General features: G+C 59.0%; 22 protein-coding genes and 1 tRNA gene. 21 read left to right on the top strand and 2 right to left on the bottom strand.

Annotated elements, in window-relative coordinates; translation table 11 throughout:
• Positions 1-261 precede the first annotated feature (261 nt).
• The 6 genes from FH08_RS0123215 (at position 262) to FH08_RS0123240 (ending at position 7,325) form a co-directional block, all read left to right on the top strand.
• Positions 262-2,025, top strand: a complete 1,764-nt coding sequence (locus FH08_RS0123215) for an acetolactate synthase 3 catalytic subunit (RefSeq protein ID WP_031360654.1) — start codon at positions 262-264, stop codon at positions 2,023-2,025.
• A 125-nt stretch (positions 2,026-2,150) separates the two neighbouring features.
• A complete protein-coding gene (gene ilvN, locus FH08_RS0123220) occupies positions 2,151-2,642 on the top strand; it encodes an acetolactate synthase small subunit (RefSeq protein WP_031360655.1) in 492 nt (163 codons plus the stop codon).
• A gap of 70 nt (positions 2,643-2,712) precedes the next feature.
• Positions 2,713-3,729 carry a ketol-acid reductoisomerase gene (gene ilvC, locus FH08_RS0123225; RefSeq protein ID WP_031360656.1) on the top strand — a complete coding sequence of 339 codons (1,017 nt, stop codon included), beginning with the start codon at positions 2,713-2,715 and terminating at the stop codon, positions 3,727-3,729.
• 136 nt (positions 3,730-3,865) lie between these two features.
• Positions 3,866-4,510, top strand: a complete 645-nt coding sequence (locus FH08_RS0123230) for a phosphatidylserine decarboxylase (RefSeq protein ID WP_031360657.1) — start codon at positions 3,866-3,868, stop codon at positions 4,508-4,510.
• A 46-nt stretch (positions 4,511-4,556) separates the two neighbouring features.
• Positions 4,557-5,423, top strand: coding sequence for a CDP-diacylglycerol--serine O-phosphatidyltransferase (gene pssA / locus FH08_RS0123235; RefSeq protein ID WP_031360658.1), 867 nt, complete (start codon positions 4,557-4,559; stop codon positions 5,421-5,423).
• Positions 5,424-5,774: 351 nt separating this feature from the next.
• Positions 5,775-7,325, top strand: a complete 1,551-nt coding sequence (locus FH08_RS0123240; protein WP_031360659.1) for a 2-isopropylmalate synthase — start codon at positions 5,775-5,777, stop codon at positions 7,323-7,325.
• A 187-nt stretch (positions 7,326-7,512) separates the two neighbouring features.
• Here FH08_RS0123240 and FH08_RS0123245 read toward each other — a convergent pair whose 3' ends face one another.
• Together FH08_RS0123245 and FH08_RS0123250 are read right to left on the bottom strand one after the other, a co-directional pair.
• Positions 7,513-8,169, bottom strand: a complete 657-nt coding sequence (locus tag FH08_RS0123245) for a carbonic anhydrase (RefSeq protein ID WP_031360660.1) — start codon at positions 8,167-8,169, stop codon at positions 7,513-7,515.
• A 211-nt stretch (positions 8,170-8,380) separates the two neighbouring features.
• Entirely contained in the window at positions 8,381-8,890 is a 510-nt protein-coding gene (locus FH08_RS0123250; protein ID WP_031360661.1) for a hypothetical protein, read from the bottom strand.
• A gap of 299 nt (positions 8,891-9,189) precedes the next feature.
• Between FH08_RS0123250 and FH08_RS0123255 the strand changes: the two genes are divergently transcribed.
• From FH08_RS0123255 to nuoH, 15 genes are all read left to right on the top strand, one after another.
• Entirely contained in the window at positions 9,190-10,584 is a 1,395-nt protein-coding gene (locus tag FH08_RS0123255) for a branched-chain amino acid ABC transporter substrate-binding protein (RefSeq protein ID WP_235210473.1), read from the top strand.
• 284 nt (positions 10,585-10,868) lie between these two features.
• Positions 10,869-11,150 (top strand): 30S ribosomal protein S15, encoded by a 282-nt coding sequence (gene rpsO / locus FH08_RS0123260; protein ID WP_031360663.1) that lies wholly within the window; start codon positions 10,869-10,871, stop codon positions 11,148-11,150.
• 366 nt (positions 11,151-11,516) lie between these two features.
• Complete coding sequence (pnp, locus tag FH08_RS0123265) at positions 11,517-13,664, top strand: polyribonucleotide nucleotidyltransferase (protein WP_031360664.1); 2,148 nt, start codon at positions 11,517-11,519, stop codon at positions 13,662-13,664.
• 193 nt (positions 13,665-13,857) lie between these two features.
• Positions 13,858-14,874: an NAD(P)H-quinone oxidoreductase gene (locus tag FH08_RS0123270; RefSeq protein WP_031360665.1), complete on the top strand. Its 1,017-nt coding sequence runs from the start codon at positions 13,858-13,860 to the stop codon at positions 14,872-14,874.
• A 196-nt stretch (positions 14,875-15,070) separates the two neighbouring features.
• A complete protein-coding gene (tpiA, locus tag FH08_RS0123275) occupies positions 15,071-15,853 on the top strand; it encodes a triose-phosphate isomerase (RefSeq protein ID WP_031360666.1) in 783 nt (260 codons plus the stop codon).
• Between the two features lie 86 nt (positions 15,854-15,939).
• On the top strand, positions 15,940-16,317 hold the full coding sequence (gene secG, locus FH08_RS0123280) for a preprotein translocase subunit SecG (RefSeq protein WP_031360667.1): 378 nt from the start codon (positions 15,940-15,942) through the stop codon (positions 16,315-16,317).
• A gap of 114 nt (positions 16,318-16,431) precedes the next feature.
• Positions 16,432-16,516, top strand: a tRNA-Leu gene (locus FH08_RS0123285).
• Between the two features lie 164 nt (positions 16,517-16,680).
• Positions 16,681-17,040, top strand: coding sequence for an NADH-quinone oxidoreductase subunit A (locus tag FH08_RS0123290; protein ID WP_031360668.1), 360 nt, complete (start codon positions 16,681-16,683; stop codon positions 17,038-17,040).
• A gap of 75 nt (positions 17,041-17,115) precedes the next feature.
• On the top strand, positions 17,116-17,595 hold the full coding sequence (locus tag FH08_RS0123295) for a NuoB/complex I 20 kDa subunit family protein (RefSeq protein WP_027819582.1): 480 nt from the start codon (positions 17,116-17,118) through the stop codon (positions 17,593-17,595).
• Between the two features lie 122 nt (positions 17,596-17,717).
• Positions 17,718-18,320, top strand: a complete 603-nt coding sequence (locus FH08_RS0123300) for an NADH-quinone oxidoreductase subunit C (protein WP_031360669.1) — start codon at positions 17,718-17,720, stop codon at positions 18,318-18,320.
• 9 nt (positions 18,321-18,329) lie between these two features.
• The gene (locus tag FH08_RS0123305; protein ID WP_031360670.1) at positions 18,330-19,583 is read left to right on the top strand and encodes an NADH-quinone oxidoreductase subunit D; all 1,254 of its coding nucleotides are present in this window, start codon (positions 18,330-18,332) and stop codon (positions 19,581-19,583) included.
• A 158-nt stretch (positions 19,584-19,741) separates the two neighbouring features.
• Positions 19,742-20,227: an NADH-quinone oxidoreductase subunit NuoE gene (nuoE, locus tag FH08_RS0123310; RefSeq protein ID WP_031360671.1), complete on the top strand. Its 486-nt coding sequence runs from the start codon at positions 19,742-19,744 to the stop codon at positions 20,225-20,227.
• Positions 20,224-21,549: an NADH-quinone oxidoreductase subunit NuoF gene (nuoF, locus tag FH08_RS0123315; RefSeq protein WP_031360672.1), complete on the top strand. Its 1,326-nt coding sequence runs from the start codon at positions 20,224-20,226 to the stop codon at positions 21,547-21,549. The genes nuoE and nuoF overlap by 4 nt, the downstream gene beginning before the upstream one ends.
• A 24-nt stretch (positions 21,550-21,573) precedes the next feature.
• Positions 21,574-23,913: an NADH-quinone oxidoreductase subunit NuoG gene (gene nuoG / locus FH08_RS0123320; RefSeq protein WP_031360673.1), complete on the top strand. Its 2,340-nt coding sequence runs from the start codon at positions 21,574-21,576 to the stop codon at positions 23,911-23,913.
• Positions 23,914-24,978 (top strand): NADH-quinone oxidoreductase subunit NuoH, encoded by a 1,065-nt coding sequence (nuoH, locus tag FH08_RS0123325; protein WP_031360674.1) that lies wholly within the window; start codon positions 23,914-23,916, stop codon positions 24,976-24,978.
• Positions 24,979-24,987 lie beyond the last annotated feature (9 nt).

The raw sequence follows: 24,987 nt of genomic DNA on the forward strand, positions 1-24,987 counted from the left end.
TCCAATTTCTCGACAATTTCGGACAAATCCGAGCCTTTGAGGCCCGATTCCAACCCGATTCCGCGGATATGGCGTAATTTTTCCTTGACGAACTTTATGGCCTCGGGCTATCGTTTCCGACTCGCATCATAAAGTGAACTGTCTCTTTGAGGCGAGCCCAAGAAGCCCGCTTCCCATTTAGACGCGCCGCTTGAACCCGAGCCATAAGCCCGGCAGAGAGCACCCAATCAATTTTTTGCCGAAAATTCGAAAGGTGAATGTATGAATATGCCCAGCGCGGAATTCTCCACGTCGGATACGACTCCCCCCCTCGAAGCTGAATCCATTGGCGGCACCGTGCTCATGCGCGCGCTCGCTGACGAAAAAGTCGAGTTTATTTGGGGCTATCCCGGCGGCTCGGTACTCTATATCTACGACGAGTTGTACAAGCAGGACGAGATCCAGCACATCCTCGTGCGCCACGAACAGGCTGCGGTTCATGCCGCCGATGCCTACGCGCGCTCCACGGGTAATGTCGGCGTGGCCCTCGTGACCTCCGGCCCCGGCGTCACCAATGCGGTGACCGGCATTGCCACCGCTTACATGGATTCCATCCCGCTCGTCATTATCAGCGGCCAGGTTCCTACCGCGGCAATCGGCCAGGATGCGTTCCAGGAATGTGACACGGTTGGCATCACGCGTCCCTGCGTCAAACACAACTTCCTCGTCAAAGACGTGCGCGAACTCGCTGCGACCGTCAAGAAAGCGTTTTTTATCGCCAGAACGGGACGTCCCGGCCCGGTGCTGATCGACATTCCGAAAGACGTGTCGAAGACACCGTGCAAGTACGAACCGATCAAGTCCGTCTCGCTGCGTTCGTACAATCCCGTGACCAAAGGCCATTCGGGCCAGATCCGCAAGGCCGTGCAGCTGTTGCTGTCGGCGAAGCGTCCGTACATTTACACGGGCGGCGGCATCATCCTGGCGAATGCGGCGCGTGAACTGAACCAGTTCGCCGACCTTCTCGGTTATCCGGTGACGAATACGCTGATGGGCCTGGGCGGCTATCGCGCGGACAACAAGAAATTCCTCGGCATGCTCGGTATGCACGGCACGTACGAAGCCAACATGGCCATGCAGCACTGCGACGTGCTGATCGCGATCGGCGCGCGTTTCGATGACCGCGTGATCGGTGATCCTGAACATTTCGCGTCGCATGCGAAGAAGATCATTCACATCGACATTGATCCGTCGTCCATTTCCAAGCGCGTGAAAGTCGATATTCCTATCGTCGGTGACGTGAAGGAAGTGCTGAAGGAACTGATCGAACAGTTGCAGACGGCCGATCATGGTCCGGACACCGCGGCTTTGGCCGACTGGTGGAAGGACATCGAGGCATGGCGTTCGAAGGACTGCCTCAAGTTCGACCGCGCAAGCGAGATCATCAAGCCGCAGTACGTGGTCGAAAAGGCGTGGGAACTGACCGACGGTGAAGCATTCGTCTGTTCTGACGTTGGCCAGCATCAAATGTGGGCGGCGCAGTTCTACCGCTTCAACAAGCCGCGTCGATGGATCAATTCGGGTGGTCTCGGCACCATGGGCTTCGGCCTGCCGGCGGCCATGGGCGTGAAGATGGCGCATCCGAACGACGAGGTGTTGTGCATTACGGGCGAAGGCTCAATCCAGATGTGCATCCAGGAATTGTCGACGTGCAAGCAGTACAACACGCCGGTCAAGATCATCTCGCTGAACAACCGCTATCTCGGCATGGTTCGCCAGTGGCAGCAGATCGAATACAAGAAGCGCTACTCCAGTTCGTACATGGACGCGCTGCCTGACTTCGTGAAGCTGGCTGAGGCTTATGGTCACGTGGGCATGCGTATCGAGCACACGCGCGATGTCGAACCGGCGTTGAAAGAAGCACTGCGCCTGAAGGATCGCACGGTGTTCCTCGACTTCCAGACAGATCCCACCGAAAACGTATTTCCGATGGTCCAGGCAGGCAAGGGCATCACGGAAATGCTGCTCGGATCGGAAGATCTATAACGGCTGTTTTCCCAAGCGCGGCGCGCGCGCGCCCGTCTTCACAAAAGACGATCGTGACGCGCGGGTTTGATGGAATACGCGCGGGAACACGCTTATTCACTGGATAAATCAGGAACGCAACTATCATGAGACACATTATTTCCGTGCTGCTGGAAAACGAACCGGGCGCGTTATCGCGTGTCGTCGGGCTCTTTTCCGCGCGTGGCTACAACATTGAAACCTTGACGGTGGCGCCGACCGAAGACAGTTCGCTGTCGCGGCTGACCATCGTTTCCATTGGCTCGGATGACGTGATCGAACAGATCACAAAGCACTTGAACCGCCTTATCGAGGTGGTGAAAGTGGTCGACCTGACAGAGGGCGCCCACATCGAGCGCGAGCTGATGCTGATCAAGGTGAGAGCGGTCGGTAAGGAACGGGAAGAGATGAAACGGATGGCGGATATCTTCCGCGGCCGCATTATCGACGTCACCGAAAAAAGCTACACGATGGAACTGACGGGCGCGAGCGAGAAGCTCGACGCGTTTATTCAGGGGCTGGACGCCACGGCGATTCTCGAGACCGTGCGCACAGGAAGTTCCGGCATTGGCCGGGGCGAGCGAATCCTGAAAGTCTGAGAGCGGCTGAACAAAGCGCACGTTATTTAGCACCCAATTTCACAAATCATATTCAAGCAAAGGAACCACCATGAAAGTTTTCTACGACAAAGACGCCGACCTCTCCCTCATCAAGGGCAAGCAAGTCACGATCATCGGTTATGGCTCGCAAGGCCATGCACACGCGCTGAACCTGAAAGAAAGCGGCGTGAACGTGACGGTCGGTCTGCGCAAGAACGGCGCATCGTGGAGCAAGGCTGAGAAGGCCGGCCTGAAGGTCAAGGAAGTCGCTGAAGCCGTGAAGGGCGCGGACGTGGTCATGATGCTGCTGCCGGACGAGCAGATCGCCGAAGTCTACAAGAACGAAGTGCATGACAACGCCAAGGAAGGCGCTGCCCTGGCATTCGCGCACGGCTTCAACGTGCATTACGGCCAGGTTATTCCGCGTGCCGACCTCGACGTGATCATGATTGCCCCGAAGGCGCCGGGCCACACGGTTCGCAGCACGTACTCCCAAGGCGGCGGCGTTCCCCACCTGATCGCCGTGGCGCAAGACAAGTCGGGCGCAGCACGCGACGTCGCTTTGTCGTATGCAGCAGCTAACGGCGGCGGCCGTGCCGGTATTATCGAAACGAACTTCCGCGAAGAAACGGAAACCGACTTGTTCGGCGAGCAAGCTGTGCTGTGCGGCGGTACGGTCGACCTGATCAAGGCCGGCTTCGAAACGCTGGTGGAAGCAGGTTACGCGCCGGAAATGGCGTACTTTGAATGCCTGCACGAACTGAAGCTGATCGTCGACCTGATCTATGAAGGCGGCATCGCCAACATGAACTACTCGATCTCGAACAACGCCGAATACGGCGAATATGTGACGGGTCCGAAGATCGTGACGTCGGAAACGAAGAAGGCAATGAAGCAAGTGCTGACGGACATCCAGACCGGCGAGTACGCAAAGAGCTTCATCATCGAAAACAAGGCTGGCGCACCGACGCTGCAATCGCGCCGCCGCTTGACCGCTGAGCACCAGATCGAAACGGTCGGCGCCAAGCTGCGCGCAATGATGCCGTGGATCGCGGCAAACAAGCTCGTTGATCAGTCGAAGAACTAAGCAGCCGTAGAACTAAAAAAGCTGAACGACCGGCCTTGTGCGCCGGTCCTAGTGAAGACCGCAAGCCGTCCGGTGTCGCTTGGCGCCGGACGGCTTTTGCTATCCTACGGTTTTACTAAAAATATAGAACTCGTTCATGAACTATCCACATCCGATCATCGCGCGTGAAGGCTGGCCGTTTATTGCCATTGCGGCTGTCATTGCCGTGTTGATCCAGGCCATCGGCGGCTTTGCTTTTGCCTGGCCGTTCTGGCTGTTGACGATCTTCGTCGTCCAGTTTTTCCGTGACCCCGCCCGGCCGATTCCGGTTCAGGCAAACGCCGTGTTGTGTCCCGCCGACGGCCGTATCGTCGCTGTGGAAACCGCGCACGACCCTTATGCGGGCCGCGAAGCGCTGAAGATCAGCGTGTTCATGAACGTGTTCAATGTCCACTCGCAACGATCGCCAGTCGATGGCGCCATTAGCAAGGTGCAGTACTTTCCGGGTTCGTTTCTCAACGCCGCAGTCGACAAAGCCTCGACCGAGAACGAACGCAATGCGATCGTGATCGAGACGGCGGCAGGGCACACGGTGACTTCCGTGCAGATCGCCGGGCTGATTGCGCGGCGCATTTTGTGCTACGTCCACGTGGGGGAGCCGCTTAATCGTGGCCAGCGTTATGGCTTTATCCGCTTCGGGTCGCGGGTGGATGTGTATTTGCCGGTGGGCAGCCGTCCGCGGGTGGCGATCGGCGAGAAAGTGTCGGCGTCGTCTACCATCCTTGCCGAGTTCGCAGAGTAATTGGCGTGAATAAGCGGTAAAACCAGGCTGCACAACGGAGGACTCGATGGCGGCACTCAAACCGCGCCGAACGCGAAGCACGACAACACCCCCGCGGGCGTTTCGCCGCAACAAGTCGGCGCAGGACCTGGGCGTGCTGGAAACACGGCGTGCGAAGCGGCAACAGTTTTTGAGGAAACGCGGCATTTACCTGCTGCCCAACGCATTCACCACGGCCGCGTTGTTTTGCGGCTTTTTCGCGGTCGTTCAGGCCATGAACGTACGCTTCGAGATCGCGGCCATCGCGATCTTCGTGGCCATGGTGCTGGATGGCATGGATGGCCGGGTGGCGCGCATGACGCACACGCAAAGCGCGTTCGGCGAACAGTTCGACAGCCTCTCCGACATGGTCTCGTTCGGCGTGGCGCCCGCGCTGGTGATGTACGAATGGATCCTGAAGGACCTGGGCCGCTGGGGCTGGCTCGCGGCGTTTGTCTATTGCTCGGGCGCGGCATTGCGTCTCGCGCGCTTCAATACAAACGTAGGCGTAGTCGATAAACGTTATTTCCAGGGCCTGCCGAGCCCGGCAGCGGCGGCATTGATCGCGGGTTTCGTGTGGCTCGCCACCGATAACCGTGTGCCGCTGAAGCTGGTCTGGCTGCCGTGGGTGGCGTTTGCGCTGACTATCTATGCGGGTGTCACGATGGTGTCAAACGCGCCGTTTTACAGCGGCAAGGCGCTCGATGTACGGTTCCGCGTCCCGTTCGCCGGCGTGTTGCTGGTGGTGGTGGCGTTTGTGCTGGTATCGTCGGATCCGCCTTTGATGTTGTTCGGTTTGTTCGTCTTGTACGGCTTTTCCGGTTACGCATGGTGGGGGTACATGGCCATCCGCGGCCGGCCGAATCCGGCCAGATCGTCTGAAAAAGCGCATTGAGGGTACAGCGCGCATCGGTCTGACGCCGGTGCGCGCTTTTTGCTTTTGGGCGCCTCTTTGTCCAAAGCCTTGCGGGTCACGTCAATCGGTGCGATCGGAAAGCCCAATTGCACGCTCTCAAAAATCTCGCTATAGTCTGCAAATGATTTTTTTCGCCCATCCCCTCTCGTCTTTTCTAGCTGGTGCGCCGCTACGCGCGCTACCGCTACTAGCGCGCCTACCGCGCTAAGCTTCCCGCCTTCCGTCTGCTCGTTCGTGGTTTTCGACGCCAGCGGTGGCGCGAACACCCGGATTCCGTATTGTTTTTCCCCACCGTTTTCAAAACACTAAAACTCCCCACTGGAGCCCGACATGGCAGACAAACTGATCATTTTCGATACGACCTTGCGCGATGGCGAGCAATCCCCCGGCGCGTCGATGACGAAGGAAGAGAAGATCCGGATCGCGAAAGCGCTCGAACGGATGAAGGTCGATGTGATCGAAGCGGGCTTCGCTGCCAGCTCGAACGGCGATTTCGATGCAATCCACACCATTGCCGGCCTGATCAAGGACAGCACGATTTGCTCACTCGCCCGTGCCAACGATAAAGACATCCAGCGCGCCGCGGACGCCCTGAAGCCCGCCGGTCATTTCCGCATCCATACGTTCATCGCGACGTCAGCGCTGCATATGGAAAAGAAGTTGCGCATGAGCGCGGATCAAGTCTACGAACAGGCGCGTCTCGCCACGCGTTTCGCGCGCAAGTTCACGGATGACGTTGAATTTTCGCCGGAAGACGGCAGCCGTTCCGACCTCGATTTCCTGTGCCGCGTGCTAGAAGCGGTGATTGATGAAGGCGCAACCATCATCAATATTCCAGATACCGTCGGCTACGCCGTGCCGGAAGGCTACGGCAACCTGATCAAGACCATCCGCGAACGCGTGCCGAATTCGGACAAGGCGGTTTGGTCCGTGCATTGCCACGATGACCTCGGCATGGCGGTCGCGAATTCGCTGGCCGGTGTGCATATCGGCGGGGCGCGTCAGATCGAATGCACGATCAACGGCTTGGGCGAGCGCGCAGGCAACACCGCGCTTGAAGAAGTCGTGATGGCGATGAAAACGCGCAAGGATTACTACGGGCTCGAACTCGGTATCGATACAACGCATATTGTGCCGACCTCGAAGCTCGTCTCGCAGATCACTGGTTTTGTCGTGCAGCCGAACAAGGCCGTGGTCGGCGCGAATGCGTTTGCGCATGCTTCCGGGATTCACCAGGATGGCGTGTTGAAAGCGCGCGATACCTACGAAATCATGCGCGCTGAAGACGTGGGCTGGGCGACTAACAAGATCGTGCTCGGCAAGTTGTCGGGTCGTAACGCGTTCAAGCAGCGGCTGGAAGATCTCGGCGTGACGCTGGAATCGGAAACGGATGTGAACGCCGCGTTCGTGCGCTTCAAGGAACTCGCCGATCGTAAATCCGAGATCTTCGACGAAGACATCATGGCGATCGTCTCCGAAGAATCCGCTGAAATGCAGGCTAAAGAAACGTTCCGCTTCGTGTCGCTGGCGCAGCACTCGGAAACGGGCGAGCAGCCGCATGCACGCGTGGTGTTTGCCGTCGATGGTATCGAAGTGCAGGGTGAATCGCGTGGCAATGGCCCGGTCGATGCCACGCTTCACGCGATCGAATCGAAGGTGACGAGTGGCGCCGAACTCGTGTTGTATTCGGTGAACGCCATTACCACCGGCACGCAGGCTCAGGGCGAAGTGACCGTGCGTTTGTCGAAGAGCGGCCGGATTGTGAACGGCGTGGGCACGGACCCGGACATTGTGGCGGCATCGGCGAAGGCGTATATCGCGGCGTTGAACAAGCTGCATTCGAAGGTTGAAAAGTTGAATCCGCAGCTTTCCTCAGTTTGATTCGATTGAGCGAAGCGCGTATCCGGCGCTTCATCGGTTAAAAACGGCTCTCGCCACAAGCGAGGGCCGTTTTTCATTGCAGCTTAATTAACAGGAGACCGTTTGAAAAGCGCCATCCTAGTGGCCGATGGTTTCGATCACGCTGGGCGCCACCAAGTGCAGTCGCGGGTTCTGCGGCCGATACCGCTCATGCCGCTTTCGACGCTGCATTCGAAGAGCCGGCGGCCTGTCCTTCGGAATCGACTGCGGTCTCGGCGGCATCTCCGGATGAAAGCACCTTGATGCGGCCGTCGTGCAGGCCGAAGATCCAGCCGTGAACGCGCGGTGGACGCTCGGCATCGCGCACGATGGACGTGTCACGCAGCGCCTTCACTTGTTCGAGCACGCTCAGTTCGGCCAGCCGGTCGATGCGCGAATCCATCGTGCCCAACGCGTCGAGTTCGCTGCTGTGCGTATGTGCCAGCGCGCACAGCGGGGCAATGCGACGGTTGACATGCGGCAGGGCGTCGGACAAGGGCAGCAACGACGCTCGCACGCCCCCGCAGCCGTAATGTCCGCACACAATGACGTCGTCCACTTTTAAAACGTTCACCGCGTATTCGAGGACGCTCATGGTGTTGTCATCGTCCGGTGAAAAGAGGTTCGCGATGTTGCGATGGACGAATAAATCACCGGGCTTCGAGTGCGTGATGGTTTCGGCCGGCACGCGGCTGTCCGAGCATCCAAGCCACAGGACGGTCGGACTTTGGCCCTGAGCCAGGGTTTCGAAGAAATCCGGGTCGCTGGCGGCAACCTCAGCCGCCCAGCCGACGTTTTCAACCAGCATGCGTTTGGGTCGATTCATGGGTATCAGCTCCAAAAGCGTAAAAGGCACAACGCTGCAACGGTCAAATTATCGCTGGAAACGGGTTTCCGGCGTCATAGCTGCGTCGCGACGTTACCTTACGAATTAATTTCCATGAAAGGGTTTCAGTCGTCTAGGCATAAAAAATGCCGCTTTTCAGGGCGGCATTTTTTTTCGTCGACAAAAGATTTCTTCAGTGCTTCCACCGAAATCAGAAGAAATTCCGTTGATCGGGATCGTGCAGCGGGTCAGGCGTTTTTTGCGTCAGGCGCAGCGTCCCTTGGTCATCGAAGTAAAAGCTGTACATCATGTACCAGACGTTTGCCTCCATGTACCGGTACGTCCAGACCTCGCGTTTCATCAACGGGAAGTAGGACGTCTCCACCGGACGACCGAAGTTGAGCAGCACGTCCTTACGCGTCCACGTGCCGATCTGCGCTTTGTAGAACTCGTTTTCATCGAGGACCTGACGCACGCTCACGATCTTTCCCGATGCATCGATATCCGCCGCCGTGGTCGTCTCGCCCAGCGGTTGCGTCGGCCACATCAGGCGGCGGCCGCCGTCCGGCAGGTCATAGACCTCCCTCGGCGGCCCCAGCTTCGCCGTGATCGTGGACGAATCCGCGCCCGCCTGGTAGTTCTGCCATGGCTGTGCGCACGCCGTGAGCAGAAGGGCGAGTGCCATTGCCGCCGCGGGTTTTCGTATTGCCTTGCTCAACATTGAAGCCTCCTTCGTATTCGTATCCACGCGGTATCCACGATCGGGCGTGGGTTTTTCTACTGATTTGCGCGGCATTGGTTATTTTGACATGCAGGCTGAGTGGGTGGTTTTGATCGCGGTTAGCGCGGCGTGCTTTTGCTGGCAAGTGCTTGCGCTTGGCCGGTGCTTGTATAGGAAACGCGCAGGCTCGGGTGGCTATTCCATCTACGTTCGGATTTTCCCGGCGGTTGCATGCAGCGTGCCGAACGCCCTATGATCCGCGATTCGCTTCGCTGTCATTTATCCATGGATGGACTGTAATGGACTATATGGGTCTCGGCCTTCGCTTGTTGCGCGCGGTTTCTATCAGGGCAAGTAATTGGGTCCTACCGGCAGGGTGGTTCAGGTTGCTCGGTCGCGCATCGGGCGCCGGTAAGCACCTGGGTGGTTCGTTGCTGGTGGCTTCATGCGTTGGCGGTGTGTTCGCCGCTCCCACGTTCGCCGCGAGCCAAGTTCCCAGTTTGTCCCCCATCCGCATCGCGATGATCGAAGGCATGTCCGGTCCGTTCGCCAACGCGGGCGCAGCCGTCGAACGCAATCTGCGTTTTGGCGTGGAGCGCGTGAACGCGAACGGCGGTGTTACTTTGCCCGATGGCAAACACCCGCTGCAACTCGTGGTCCTCGATGGCAAGGGCAGCAGCGAAGCCAGCCTGGTCCAGTTGCGTGCGGCTATCGACCAGAATATTGGCTTTGTCATGCAGGGCAATAGTTCGGCGGTGGCGGCGGCGCTCATCGACGCGATCAATAAACAAAATGCCCGCGATCCGGAGCATCGCGTGGTGTTCCTCAACTATTCCGCCGATGACCCCGCACTCACCAACGCGGATTGCAGCTTCTGGCATTTCCGCTTCGATGCCCACGCCGGCATGCGCATGAATGCGCTCGCCGATGTGATCCAGCACGATCAATCGGTAAAGAAAGTCTATTTGTTCAACCAGGACTACAGCTTTGGCCACGATGTCAGCCTTGAAGCCCAGCGTGCGCTGAAGGAGCGCCGTCCGGACATCGCCATTGTCGCCGATGAATTCATCCCCGCCGGCCGCGTGAAGGACTTCGCGCCGTACATCGCCAAGATCCGCGCAAGCGGCGCCGATGCGGTGATCACCGGCAACTGGGGCAACGACCTGACGCTGCTTGTCAAAGCCGCCCGCGAACAAGGGCTCGACACGCATTTCTATACGTTCTACGGCAACAGCCTGGGCGCGCCCGCCGCGCTGGGCGACGCCGGCGTAAAACACGTGGTGGCGGTGGCCGACTGGCATCCGAACGCAGGCGGCGCGGCATCGGACGCTTATTACGAAGCGTTCCGCGCCCGTTTCCCGGCCGCCGCGGACGATTACCTTTTCCTGCGCATGCCGCTGATGATCGAGATGCTTGCGCAAGCCATGGAGAAAGCACATAGCGCCGACCCGACCGCGGTTGCCCGGGCGCTGGAAGGCATAAAGCTGGACAAGGGTTTCCAGACGACAGAAATGCGCGCCGCCGATCATCAACTGATCCAGCCCCTTTACGTGATGGAAATGGATAAAGCGGGCTCGCCCGACGTGCATTTTGACAACGAAGGCTCCGGCTTCGGCTTTCGAACGCTGCTGAAGATCCCGGCGGCGCAGACCGCCATGCCGACCACGTGCCAGATGAAGCGCCCGGCGCCGTAAATGCGGCCAACTCAAGCCGAGGCCTATTGCGCAATGTCGGCCGGCGCCTGGAACCATTCGACGGCCAAAGTTGCTGTGCTATAATCCGCGACTTGCCGTACTCATGGTTAGTGGAATTGTGGGTTGAAAGCCCGCTAAAAACGTTCCTCGAATCCTCCCGGCAAGGAAGTCCGAAGTCGAGTTATCAGTTAGGTATAGGCTGAAAATCGACTGAGGAAAGCTGTAGAAAACCCACGGCACGGCCCTTCTTCCGTGACCGCCTGTCCGTTTCAAAGGAAAATCAAATGTCTACCGTAGCAGCAGTTGCTCATGCAAAGAAGTCCGACGTTGTCGCAGAATATGCGCGCGCCGCTAACGATACCGGATCGCCAGAAGTGCAAGTTGCACTGCTGACCACCCGTATCAACGAACTGACCGTTCACTTCAAGGCTCACACGAAGGATCACCACAGCCGCCGCGGTCTGCTGCGCATGGTGAGCCGCCGTCGTAAGCTGCTCGATTACCTCAAGGGCAAAGACGCTGATCGTTATCGCTCGCTGATCGAGAAGCTGGGCCTGCGTAAGTAAGCGGCCAGCGTTCACAACGAAATGCCTGTGTCAGTCTGCTGATACAGGCATTTTGTTTTTGAACGGCGCGTGAGTCATGGACGCAGAAGTGAAAGTAGCGGGAAATATCGAAGGCTTGGATTAGAGCCAACCCCGGATCGGCAGCCGATTCGACTACAGGACCGGGCCTCGCGGCAGAGCTTTGTGTCATTCCAGCGCGTCATGCGCATCGCGTGTCGTGTTGCGTTGGAATGACATACACCCCTCTTTTTGCGCGGTTCCGGTCATCGCTTGGCTTCGTAGTTTTTTTGCCGTGTGCACGGATTTCGGATGCTCCGGAATCCGCGACAACACGTTGGGAAACACGCGAGGCATAACGAAGAAGGAGTGAATATGTTTAAAAAGATCGTCAAGGAATTCAAGTGGGGACAACACAACGTTCGCCTGGAAACTGGTGAAATCGCGCGCCAGGCAGGCGGTGCAGTCATCGTTGATATAGAAGATACCGTGGTGCTCGCGACGGTTGTCGGCGCGAAGACGGCAAAGCCGGGTCAGGATTTCTTCCCGTTGACCGTCGACTATCTGGAAAAGACCTACGCAGCCGGCAAGATCCCGGGTGGTTTCTTCCGTCGCGAAGGCCGTCCGTCAGAAGGCGAAACGCTGATCTCGCGCCTGATCGACCGTCCGCTGCGCCCGCTGTTTCCGGAAGGCTTCTATAACGAAGTGCAGGTAGTAATCCATGTGCTGTCGTTGAACCCCGACGTGCCTGCTGACATCCCCGCGCTGATCGGCGCGTCGGCAGCGCTGGCTATCTCCGGCCTGCCGTTCAACGGCCCGGTAGGTGCAGCACGCGTGGCCTATATCAACAACGAATACGTGCTGAACCCGACCCGTCCGCAAATGAAGGAATCGGCGCTCGATTTGATCGTCGCCGGTACGGAACGCGCGGTGTTGATGGTGGAATCGGAAGCGCAGCAACTGACTGAAGAAGTCATGCTTGGCGCCGTGGTGTTCGGTCACGACCAGATGCAGGTTGCTATCGACGCGATCCACGAGCTGGTTGCCGAAGGCGGCAAGCCGGAATGGGACTGGGCGCCGGCACCGAAGAACGAGCCGCTGATTGCACGCGTGGCGGAATTGGCGCAAGCCGACCTGAACGCCGTGTATCAGATCCGCGACAAATCGGCTCGCACCGCGAAGCTGAAGGAAGTGTACGCAGCAACGACCGCCAAGCTGAACGAAGACGCAGTGGCAGCGGGCCAGACGCCGGCTGACAAGGCGACCATCGGCAACGTGCTGTTCGATATCGAAGCGAAGATCGTCCGTACGCAGATCCTGAACGGCGAACCGCGTATTGACGGCCGCGACACCCGCACCGTCCGTCCGATCGAAATCCGTACCGGCGTGCTGCCGCGTACGCACGGCTCGGCTCTTTTCACGCGCGGCGAAACGCAAGCGCTCGTGATCGCGACGCTGGGCACGAAGGGCGACGAACAGAACATCGACGCGCTCGAAGGCGAGTATCGCGAACGCTTCATGCTTCACTACAACATGCCTCCGTTCGCGACCGGCGAAACGGGTCGCGTCGGTTCGCCGAAGCGCCGTGAAATCGGTCACGGCCGTCTGGCCAAGCGCGCGTTGGTCGCTGTGCTGCCGAGCGCCGACGAATTCGGCTACTCCATCCGCGTTGTATCGGAAATCACGGAATCGAACGGTTCTTCGTCGATGGCTTCGGTCTGCGGCGGCTGTCTCGCACTCATGGACGCCGGTGTTCCAATGAAGGCACACGTCGCGGGTATCGCGATGGGCCTGATCCTGGAAGGCAACAAGTTTGCAGTCTTGACCGACATCCTGGGCGACGAAGATCACCTCGGCGACATGGACTTCAAGGTGGCGGGCACGGCGCAAGGCGTGACTGCACTGCAGATGGACATCAAGATCCAGGGCATCACGAAGGAAATCATGCAGGTCGCGCTCGCGCAGGCTAAGGAAGGCCGCATGCATATCCTCGGCAAGATGACGACCGCGGTTCCGGGTACGAACACGAACCTGTCGGACTACGCGCCGCGCATGATCACCATGAAGATCAATCCGGAGAAGATCCGCGACGTGATCGGCAAGGGCGGTTCGGTGATCCGTGCGTTGACCGAAGAAACCAACACGACCATCGATATCTCCGATGACGGCGTGGTGACCATCGCCAGCACGAGCAGCGAAGGCATGGCGGAAGCGAAGAAGCGTATCGAAAACATCACGGCTGAAGTGGAAGTGGGTCAGGTCTACGAAGGCCCGGTACTCAAATTGCTGGACTTCGGCGCTATCGTGAATATTCTTCCGGGTAAGGATGGTCTGCTGCACATCTCGGAAATCGTGAACGAGCGCATCAAGGACATCAACGACTACCTGAAGGAAGGCCAGATCGTGAAGGTCAAGGTCATTCAGACAGACGAAAAGGGTCGCGTGCGTTTGTCGGCGAAGGCTTTGTTGAACGAAGGCGGCGCGCCTATCGAACCGATCCAGCCGACGCAGCAGTAATGCGGTAAGTTCGGAAGGCCGGCGCGTGAAGTTTGCGCGTCGGCCGTTTTCGAATGTGATGGTGTGTGTGATGGTTCGAATGTGATCTGATGTTATTGCGGGTTTCGGCTGAGTGATTTCGGCTGAATGAGCCCGCAATGCCATGGGGTTATGCATCGGTGTGACGCGATTGTGACTTGAAGGGAACAAGCAGATGAAAGCCATCGAAATCACCGAGTTCGGCGCGCCTGACGTATTGAAGCTGGGCGAACGTCCCATGCCCGAGCCGAAGACCGGCGAAGTGCTGATCAAGGTCACGGCGTCGGGCGTGAATCGTCCGGACGTGTTCCAGCGCAAGGGCGGTTATGCGCCGCCGCCGGGTGCATCGGATCTGCCAGGACTGGAAGTGGCGGGTGAGATCGTGCGCGGTGACTTTGACCCGAAGCACAATCCGTTCGGTTTGAAAGCAGGGGACCGCGTGTGCGCCCTGCTCGCGGGCGGCGGTTACGCCGAATACGCGTGCGCGCCGCTCGATCAATGCCTGCCGGTGCCGAAGGGGTTGACGGACATCGAGGCGGCATCGCTGCCGGAAACGTTCTTTACGGTCTGGAGTAACGTGTTCGAACGTGCGCATCTGGGCAAGGGCGAGAACGGCGCCGAAGAAACGCTGCTGATCCAGGGCGGGTCGAGCGGTATCGGTGTGACGGCTATCCAGATTGCGAAGGCGCTGGGGCATCGCGTGTTCGTGACTGCAGGCAATGACGAGAAGTGTCAGGCGTGCGAAGAACTAGGCGCGGAACGCGCAATCAACTACAACACGGAAGATTTCGTCGATGTCGTGAAGTCGCTGACGAACGATCGTGGTGTGGATGTGATTCTCGACATGGTCGCCGGTGACTATCTTCCGCGCGAGCTGAAGGCGCTGGCCGACGGTGGCCGGGTGGTGGTCATCGCAACGCTGGGTGGCTCGAAGGCCGAGATTAATCTCAACGAAGTGCTGCGCCGCCGTCTGGTAATCACCGGCTCCACGTTGCGGCCGCGCTCGGTCGCGTTCAAGGGCAGGGTCGCGGTGCAATTGAAGACCCAGGTGTGGCCGGAAATCGAAGCGGGACGGATCAAGCCTGTCATTCACCAGGTTTTCCCCGCCGATCAGGCCGCCGCCGCTCATGCGTTGATGGAGAGCAGTACGCACATCGGCAAGATCATGCTGGACTGGAGCCAGGTCGCCTGATTCCGGGTCCCCTAGCTGAAATGAGCGGCGGATCAGGTTTCGTTGTTTGACCGCGTTGTTTGACCGCGTGTTTGACCGCGTGTTTGACCGATTTCCGCCGGGCACAGTAAAATCGCATGTTGTGCTGGCGCGTTGCGTCCGAAAGTTCCATTTTTCTATATCAATGATCGGCAGCCTCGCTGCTACGACGAGACAAATGCCGAAAGAACAAGCCAAACGCGCAAAGCTGGTGGTCGGTAACTGGAAGATGCACGGCCGTCTGGCTGAAAACGCCGTCTTGATGCAGGCAGTGGCCGCCGGCGCCGCGACATTGCAGAAGGGCGTGCGCACAGCGGTTTGCGTGCCCGCGCCGTATCTTGCGCAGGCCCAGGCGCTGTTGGGCGGATCGGTGGTCGCCTGGGGCGCCCAGGACGTCTCGGCCCACACGCAGGGTGCTTATACCGGCGAGGTCGCGGCAGGCATGGCGGCGGATTTTGATGCAACATTCGCGATCGTCGGTCATTCGGAGCGGCGCGCCTATCATGGCGAGCATTCGGACCTGGTCGCGGTGAAGGCGCAGCGAGCGCTGGAAGCCGGGTTGACGCCTATCGTGTGTGTGGGTGAAACGCTGGAGCAGCGTGACAACGGTTTGACAGAACAAGTGGTCGGCACGCAACTGGAAGCGGTGTTGCTGGTGCTGAGCGAAGCGCAGGCGGCGAAGATTGTCGTGGCGTACGAGCCGGTCTGGGCGATCGGCACGGGTAAAAGCGCGACGACGGCGCAGGCGCAACAGGTTCACGCATTTCTGCGTGCGCAATTGGCAGGCAAGGGCGCGGCAGTAGCGGACGTGCCGGTGTTGTACGGCGGCAGTGTCAAGCCGGAGAACGCGGAAGAGTTATTCGCTCAACAGGACATCGACGGCGGATTGATTGGCGGCGCATCGCTGAAGTCGAACGATTTTCTTGCGATTTGTCAGGCGGCACAAAACGTTTCGGTTTAATCGCCGAGTTTAAGCTTTCGAAAATGTAAGCATTAAAAGCGTGGCGCATCAGTGTCACGTGAACATTAAAGAGTCGGGTGAACGGAATGTTGTATTTAAAGACTTTGATTATCGTCGTCCAGTTGTTGTCGGCGTTTGGTGTTATTGGGCTGGTATTGTTGCAGCACGGTAAGGGCGCCGATATGGGCGCGGCCTTCGGTAGCGGGGCGTCGGGAAGCCTGTTCGGGGCGACCGGATCGGCCAACTTCCTGTCGCGTACAACGGCCGTGCTTGCCGCCGTGTTTTTTATCTCGACACTGACGCTGACATACCTGGGCAGCTACAAGCCGGCCGCCTCCGCAGGCTTGCTGGGCGGGGCTGCAGTGACTGCGCCCGCAGCCCATCCGGCGGTTGCCGCCGCTGGTTCGGCACCTGCTTCCGCGCCGGTTGCATCGTCGGGTCCGGGCTCTGACGTTCCGAAATAATTTTTCGCCTGGATCGCTTTTTGTGCGTTGAACAAACTGGTTAACCCGGTTATAATTTTGTTCTTGAAGCGATTTCCGGCAATAAGAAGTTGTTTTACCGGATTGCAAGACAGTGCCGACGTGGTGAAATTGGTAGACACGCTATCTTGAGGGGGTAGTGGCGAAAGCTGTGCGAGTTCGAGTCTCGCCGTCGGCACCAAAAGTTATCCAATGCCAGCCGCATGCATTGCTTCGGCTGGCATTGTCACTTCTGGCGAGTAGATTTGCTCAAGTTCTTCTGTGCAAGTTTCTCGGCTTTAGTTGAAAATCGGTTGGGCGGTCGTCCCAGCCGGCACACCAGATCAAACCGATTTGAGGATAGTCGTGAATCTCTCAGCCTATTATCCCGTCTTTCTGTTCCTCGTCGTAGGCACCGGTTTGGGTATCGCGCTGGTTAGCATCGGTAAGATCCTCGGTCCCAATAAGCCTGACACCGCAAAGAACGCACCTTACGAGTGCGGCTTCGAAGCATTCGAAGACGCGCGTATGAAGTTCGATGTGCGCTACTATCTCGTCGCTATTCTGTTCATTATTTTCGACCTCGAAACCGCGTTCCTGTTTCCGTGGGGCGTTGCCCTGCGCGACATCGGCTGGCCCGGTTTCTTGTCAATGATGGTTTTTCTGCTCGAGTTTCTGCTTGGTTTTGCCTACATCTGGAGAAAGGGTGGGCTGGACTGGGAGTAAGAGAGTATCGGGCGGGTTGAAGATCACCGGATTGCTGGGCGGCTATGGCTGGCTGCTCATCTGGAGTGAAGGCAAATGAGTATTGAAGGGGTCTTGAAGGAAGGGTTTGTCACCACCACGGCTGACAAGCTGATCAACTGGACGCGCACGGGTTCGCTGTGGCCCATGACGTTCGGCTTGGCGTGTTGTGCGGTCGAGATGATGCATGCGGGCGCTGCTCGCTACGATCTGGACCGTTTCGGCGTCGTGTTTCGTCCGAGTCCGCGGCAGTCGGACGTGATGATCGTCGCCGGCACGCTATGCAACAAGATGGCGCCGGCATTGCGCAAGGTCTACGACCAGATGGCCGAGCCGCGCTGGGTCATCTCCATGGGTTCGTGCGCCAACGGCGGTGGTTACTACCACTATTCGTATTCGGTTGTGCGCGGATGCGACCGCATCGTTCCGGTCGATGTCTACGTGCCCGGGTGCCCGCCGACGGCTGAAGCGTTGGTGTATGGCGTGATTCAGTTGCAGGCGAAAATTCGCCGCACCAGCACCATCGCTCGCCAGTAATTGTCGTCAGCAAGTGCGCCGATCATTCATGGCGCACTCACAGCACACATAGGCACGGCAGTCAGCGTTGTTGAAGTCCCTGAAGTCCCATTAAGCGTCACCAAGGCCAGAGCCTCCCCAATATGGCAAGCAAACTCGAGACCCTGAAAGCGAACCTCGAGGCGGCGTTCGGCGACCGCCTGCAAAGCACCACCGAGTCGCTCGGGCAACTGACCATTGTCGTCAAGGCAGCGAACTACGCCGACGTGATACTCAAGCTGCGCGACGACCGTTCGCTCGGCTTCGAGCAACTCGTCGACCTGTGCGGCGTGGACTACTCCACGTACGGCGACGGCGCCTACGAAGGCCCGCGTTTCGCGGCCGTCCTCCATCTCCTTTCGATCGCGAACAACTGGCGCGTGCGCGTGCGCGTGTTCGCACCGGACGACGAAGTGCCTATCGTCCCGTCGGCTGTCGACGTCTGGTCGTCGGCGAACTGGTACGAGCGGGAAGCATTCGACCTGTTCGGTATCGTCTTCGAAGGCCACCCGGACCTGCGTCGCATTCTCACCGACTACGGTTTTATCGGCCATCCGTTCCGCAAGGACTTCCCGGTGTCGGGTTATGTCGAAATGCGTTACGACCCGGAAGAGAAGCGCGTCGTGTACCAGCCAGTGACGATCGAGCCGCGCGAAATCACGCCGCGCGTGATCCGCGAGGACCGCTATGGCGGTCTGAAACACTAAGAGAACGCCATGGCAGAGATCAAGAACTACACGCTCAATTTTGGTCCGCAACACCCGGCCGCGCACGGTGTGCTGCGCCTCGTGCTGGAACTGGACGGCGAAGTGATTCAGCGCGCCGACCCCCATATCGGGCTGCTGCACCGCGCGACCGAAAAGCTCGCGGAATCGAAGACTTTCATTCAGTCCGTGCCGTACATGGACCGTCTCGACTACGTGTCGATGATGGTCAACGAGCACGGCTACGTGATGGCGATCGAGAAGCTGCTTGGCATCGACATCCCGATTCGCGCGAAATATATCCGCGTGCTGTTCGACGAAATCACGCGTGTGCTGAACCACCTGATGTGGATTGGCTCGCACGCGCTCGACGTCGGCGCCATGGCGGTATTTTTGTATGCATTCCGCGAACGCGAAGACCTGATGGACGTGTACGAAGCGGTCTCCGGCGCGCGTATGCACGCGGCGTATTACCGTCCGGGCGGCGTGTATCGCGATCTGCCTGACGCAATGCCGCAATACAAAGCGTCGAAAATCCGCAATGCGAAGGCGTTGTCGCGGATGAACGAAACACGCCAGGGTTCGTTGCTCGATTTCATCGAAGATTTCTTTAACCGCTTTCCTAAATGTGTCGATGAGTACGAGACGCTGCTGACCGATAACCGTATCTGGAAGCAGCGGCTGGTGGGTATCGGCGTGGTCAGTCCAGAGCGCGCGTTGCAACTCGGCATGACCGGTGCGATGCTGCGCGGCTCGGGCATTGAATGGGATTTGCGCAAGAAGCAGCCGTATGAAGTCTATGACCAACTGGACTTTGATATTCCGGTTGGCGTGAACGGCGACTGCTACGACCGTTATCTCGTGCGCGTGGAAGAAATGCGTCAGTCCACCCGCATCGCGAAACAATGTATTGACTGGCTTCGTAAGAATCCAGGCCCGGTGATGGTCGACAATCACAAAATTGCGCCGCCTTCGCGCGTGGGCATGAAGACCAACATGGAAGAGTTGATTCATCACTTCAAACTCTTCACGGAAGGTTTTCACGTTCCCGAAGGCGAGACGTACGCGGCGGTCGAGCATCCGAAGGGCGAGTTCGGCATCTATCTGATCTCGGACGGCGCGAACAAGCCGTATCGCCTGAAGATTCGTGCTCCGGGTTATGCGCATCTTGCTTCACTCGACGAAATGGCTCGCGGTCACATGATTGCGGACGCGGTGACGATCATCGGCACGCAGGACATCGTGTTCGGTGAGATTGATCGCTGACATGCAGTCGCGAGCCAACTGCGCCGCATCACGCCGGCAAGCACACGCGAAAGCGCTGAGCATGCCGGCGAACCAACAACAGCAGGACGCCAGGTCTGCCGCAAAAGAAGGGCGCGGCGGGTTTTCGTTCGGTAGGAACTGAAAGAGTCGTGTCTGAAATGATCTCAGCTGAAGGCCTGAAAGAAATCGATCGCGCGATCGCGAAATATCCCGTGGACCAGAAACAGTCCGCGGTGATGTCGGCGTTGACCGTCGCTCAGGAAGAGCACGGCTGGCTGTCGCCGGAACTGATGCAGTTCGTCGCCGATTACCTCAGCATGCCCGCCGTGGCCGTGCAGGAAGTGGCGACGTTCTACACCATGTACGAGACCGCGCCGGTCGGCAAACACAAGATCACGCTCTGTACGAACCTGCCGTGCCAACTCGGGCCCGACGGCGGCTCGGAAAGCGCTGCTGAATACCTGAAGCAAAAGCTTGGCATCGACTTTGGCGAAACCACCGCCGACGGCAAATTCACCTTGAAAGAAGGCGAATGTTTCGGCGCGTGCGGCGATGCACCCGTGTTGCTCGTGAACAATCACCGTATGTGCAGTTTCATGAGTCGCGAGCGGATCGACACGCTCCTCGAGGAACTATCGAAATGACGTCTCTTCACGATCGCCACATCCAGCCCCTGATTCTCGCCGGTCTCAACGGCGACAACTGGCACCTCGAAGACTATGTGGCGCGCGGCGGTTATGCCCAGCTGCGCCGCATTCTCGAAGAAAAAATTCCGCAAGAGCAGGTCATTGCCGACGTCAAGGCGTCAGGCTTGCGTGGCCGCGGCGGTGCGGGTTTCCCGACCGGCCTCAAGTGGAGCTTCATGCCGCGCCAGTTCCCGGGGCAGAAGTACCTCGTCTGCAATTCGGACGAAGGCGAACCGGGCACGTTCAAGGACCGCGACATCCTGCGCTGGAATCCGCATTCGCTGATCGAAGGCATGGCCATCGGCGCGTATGCCATGGGCATCACGGTCGGCTACAACTATATTCACGGCGAGATTTTCGAGGTCTATCGGATCTTCGAACAGGCGCTTGAAGAAGCGCGTGCGGCCGGATACCTCGGTGCGAACATCCTGGGTTCGGGCTTCTCGTTCGAACTGCATGCGCATCATGGTTACGGCGCGTATATCTGCGGCGAAGAAACTGCGTTGCTCGAGTCGCTGGAAGGCAAGAAAGGCCAGCCGCGCTTCAAGCCGCCGTTCCCGGCGAGCTTCGGCGTGTATGGCAAGCCGACCACGATCAACAATACCGAAACGTTCGCGGCCGTGCCGTTTTTGCTGGCTATCGGCCCGCAAAAATATCTCGAGATCGGCAAGCCGAACAACGGCGGCACGAAGATCTTCTCGGTGGCCGGCGACGTCAATCGTCCGGGCAACTTCGAAGTGCCGCTGGGCACGTCGTTCGAGACTTTGCTCGAGTTGGCCGGTGGTGTGCGCGGCAAGTCGGTGAAAGCGGTGATCCCGGGTGGATCGTCGGCACCGGTGATTCCGGGCGACATCATGTTGAAGACCGATATGGACTACGACGCGATCGCGAAAGCCGGCTCCATGCTGGGTTCGGGCGCCGTGATCGTGATGAACGAAACGCGCTGCATGGTGCGCTCGTTGCTGCGTCTTTCGTACTTCTATTACGAAGAGTCGTGCGGTCAGTGCACGCCTTGTCGTGAAGGTACGGGCTGGCTGTATCGCGTGGTCCATCGGATCGAACACGGACTCGGGCGCAAGGAAGACCTGGATCTGCTGAACTCGGTCGCCGAAAACATCATGGGCCGCACCATTTGTGCACTCGGCGACGCGGCGGCCATGCCGGTGCGCGGCATGCTGAAGCACTTCTGGGACGAATTTGAATATCACGTCGAGCATAAACATTGTCTCGTCGACGGACACGCGCATCATGCGCCCACGTCCGAAGCGCTTACCGCGTGATCAGGCCAAGGACCATTCCCCATTATGGTTGAACTAGAAATCGACGGCAAAAGTGTAGAAGTGCCTGAAGGCAGCATGGTGATCCAGGCTGCGCATAAGGTCGATACATACATTCCTCACTTTTGCTATCACAAGAAGCTGTCGATCGCGGCGAACTGCCGGATGTGCCTGGTCGAAGTCGAGAAAATGCCGAAGGCGGTTCCCGCCTGTGCCACGCCGGTGTCGGCGGGCATGATCGTGCGCACGAAATCGGACAAGGCTGTGAAGGCGCAGCAGTCTGTGATGGAATTCCTGCTGATCAATCACCCGCTCGATTGCCCGATCTGCGATCAGGGCGGCGAATGTCAGTTGCAGGATCTGGCCGTGGGTTACGGCAAGTCGCAATCGCGCTACAACGAAGAAAAGCGCGTGGTGTTCCACAAGAACGTCGGACCGCTGATCTCGATGGAAGAGATGACGCGTTGCATTCACTGCACGCGTTGCGTCCGTTTCGGTCAGGAAGTGGCCGGCGTCATGGAACTCGGCATGCTGGGTCGTGGCGAGCATTCGGAAATCACGTCGTTCGTTGGCAAGACCGTGGACTCGGAACTGTCGGGCAACATGATCGACCTGTGCCCGGTTGGCGCGTTGACGAGCAAGCCGTTCCGCTACAGCGCCCGTACGTGGGAGCTGTCGCGCCGCAAGTCGATCAGCCCGCATGATTCCGTCGGCGCGAACCTGGTCGTGCAAGTGAAGAACAACCGCGTGATGCGCGTTCTGCCGATGGAAAACGAAGCCATCAACGAATGCTGGATCTCGGACAAGGATCGCTTCTCGTACGAATCGCTGAACAGCGACGAACGTCTCACGCAGCCTATGCTCAAGCAAGGCGGCAAGTGGATCGAGACCGACTGGCAAACGGCGCTGGAATACGTGGCGAAGGGTATCAAGGGCATAACGGCCGATCACGGCGCGAATCAGATCGCTGCCCTGGCTACGCCGCATAGCACCGTCGAAGAACTGTATCTGCTGAAGCAATTCGCTGACGGCGTGGGGTCACCGAACGTCGACTTCCGTCTGCGTCAGAGCGACTTTTCGGCGCCCGTTTCGGACAGCGCGCCGTGGCTCGGCATGAAGATCGCAGACCTGACGAATATCGATACGGCTTTTGTCGTCGGTTCGTTCCTGCGTCGCGATCATCCGCTGTTCGCTGCACGCTTGCGTCAGGCCGCAAAGAGCGGGGCGATGCTCACGTTCCTTAACGCGACGAATGACGACTCGCTGATCCCTGCTGCGCATCGCGTGGTTGCGGCGCCGTCGGAATGGCTCGACCGCCTCGGCAGTCTGGCTGCGGCGGTTGCCGAAGCACGTGGCGTCGCAGTGCCGGAAGCGTTCGCTTCACACGAAGCGTCGGCGGCGGCGAAAGACATTGCCGCTTCGTTGTCGGCGGGTGAAAAGCGCGTGGTGTTGCTCGGCAACAGCGCGGTTCAGCATCCGCAGTTTGCGCAGATCCAGGCCGTGTGCCAGTGGATCGCGGACAACACGGGCGCTACGCTGGGTTATCTGACGGAAGCGGCCAATACGGTTGGCGCGCATCTCGTCGATGCACTGCCGGGCGAAGGCGGATTGAACGCACGTGAAGTATTCGAGCAGCCGCGCAAGGGCTACGTGCTGTTCAACGTCGAACCGGCATTCGATACCGCCAACCCCGCTCAAGCGTTCGCTGCATTGAAGCAGGCGGAAATGGTTGTCGCGTTGTCGGCGTTCAAGCACGGTGCCGATTACGCCGACGTGCTGCTGCCGATCGCGCCGTTCACGGAAACGTCGGGCACGTTCGTCAACGCTGAAGGTACCGCGCAGACGTTCAACGGCGTGGTGCGTCCGCTGGGCGAAACGCGTCCGGGCTGGAAAGTACTGCGCGTGCTGGGCAGCATCCTCGGCTTGAAGGGTTTCGAATTCGATACCGCCGAAGAAGTCCGCGACGCCGCATTGGGCACGGGCGATCTGACGTCGCGTCTGTCGAACAAGACAAACGTGGCAATCAAGGCTGTCGCGAAAGCGGCTGCAGTGAAAGAAGGCAGCTACGAACGTCTCGCCGACACGCCGATCTATCACGCCGACGCATTGTCGCGCCGCGCTGAATCGCTACATCTGACGGCTGCTGCGCGCGACGCGAACGTGGTTGCGCTGCCGACGTCGCTGTTCGAGAAACTCGGTCTGAAGAATGGCGATGCAGTGCGTGTCGCCCAAGGCGATCTCACGGTGGTCCTGCCGGCGGTTCGCGATGCGAATCTGGCGGAAAGCGTGGTGCGTGTATCGGCGGGAACGTCGGCCGGTGCAGCGCTCGGGGCTCTGTTCGGTGAACTGGTAGTGGAGAAGGCGTAAATGGGCTTGTTCGATACGATCAACGCAGGCGGGACGCAGATTCTCGGCGTCGCCTGGCCGACGGTGTGGGCGTTAGTCCGCATTCTCGTGGTCTCGGTAGTGATCCTGCTGTGCGTGGCGTACCTGATTCTGTGGGAACGCAAGCTCATCGGCTGGATGCACGTGCGTCTCGGCCCGAATCGCGTGGGTCCGCTCGGGCTGTTGCAGCCGATCGCCGACGTGCTGAAGCTTTTGCTGAAGGAAGTGATTCAGCCGACGCAAGCCAACCGCTGGATCTACCTGATCGCGCCGATCATGACCGTGGTGCCCGCGTTTGCGGTGTGGGCGGTGATCCCGTTCCAGGCGAAAGCGGTGCTCGGCGACGTCAACGCCGGTTTGCTTTACGTGATGGCGATTTCGTCCGTCGGCGTGTACGGCGTGATTCTCGCCGGCTGGGCGTCGAACTCGAAGTACGCATTCCTTGGTGCAATGCGCGCGGCAGCGCAGATGGTGTCGTACGAAATCTCGATGGGCTTCGCGCTCGTCGTCGTGCTGATGGTCACGGGCAGCCTGAATATGTCGGCCATCGTGGTGTCGCAGGAACATGGCATCTTCGCGGGCTGGGGCATCAACTTCCTCTCGTGGAACTGGTTGCCGCTGCTGCCCATGTTCGTCGTGTACTTCGTGTCGGGCATTGCTGAAACGAACCGTCACCCGTTCGACGTGGTGGAAGGCGAGTCGGAGATTGTCGCGGGCCACATGATCGATTATTCGGGCATGGCGTTCGCGCTGTTCTTCCTCGCCGAATACATCAACATGATCGTGATCTCGGCGATCGCCACCACGCTGTTCCTCGGCGGCTGGAGTGCACCGTTTGGTTTCCTGTCCTTCATCCCGGGCATTTTCTGGTTCGTGCTGAAGATCTTCTTCCTGCTGTCGGTGTTCATCTGGGCTCGTGCGACGTTCCCGCGTTATCGCTACGACCAGATCATGCGTCTCGGCTGGAAAATCTTTCTGCCGGTGTCGGTGGTGTGGGTGGTCGTGGTCGGGTTCTGGATCATGTCGCCGCTGAACATCTGGAAATAATGGGCGGAT

It is taken from the genome of Caballeronia sordidicola (assembly GCF_000729995.1).
GTDB classification, from domain to species: domain Bacteria; phylum Pseudomonadota; class Gammaproteobacteria; order Burkholderiales; family Burkholderiaceae; genus Caballeronia; species Caballeronia sordidicola_A.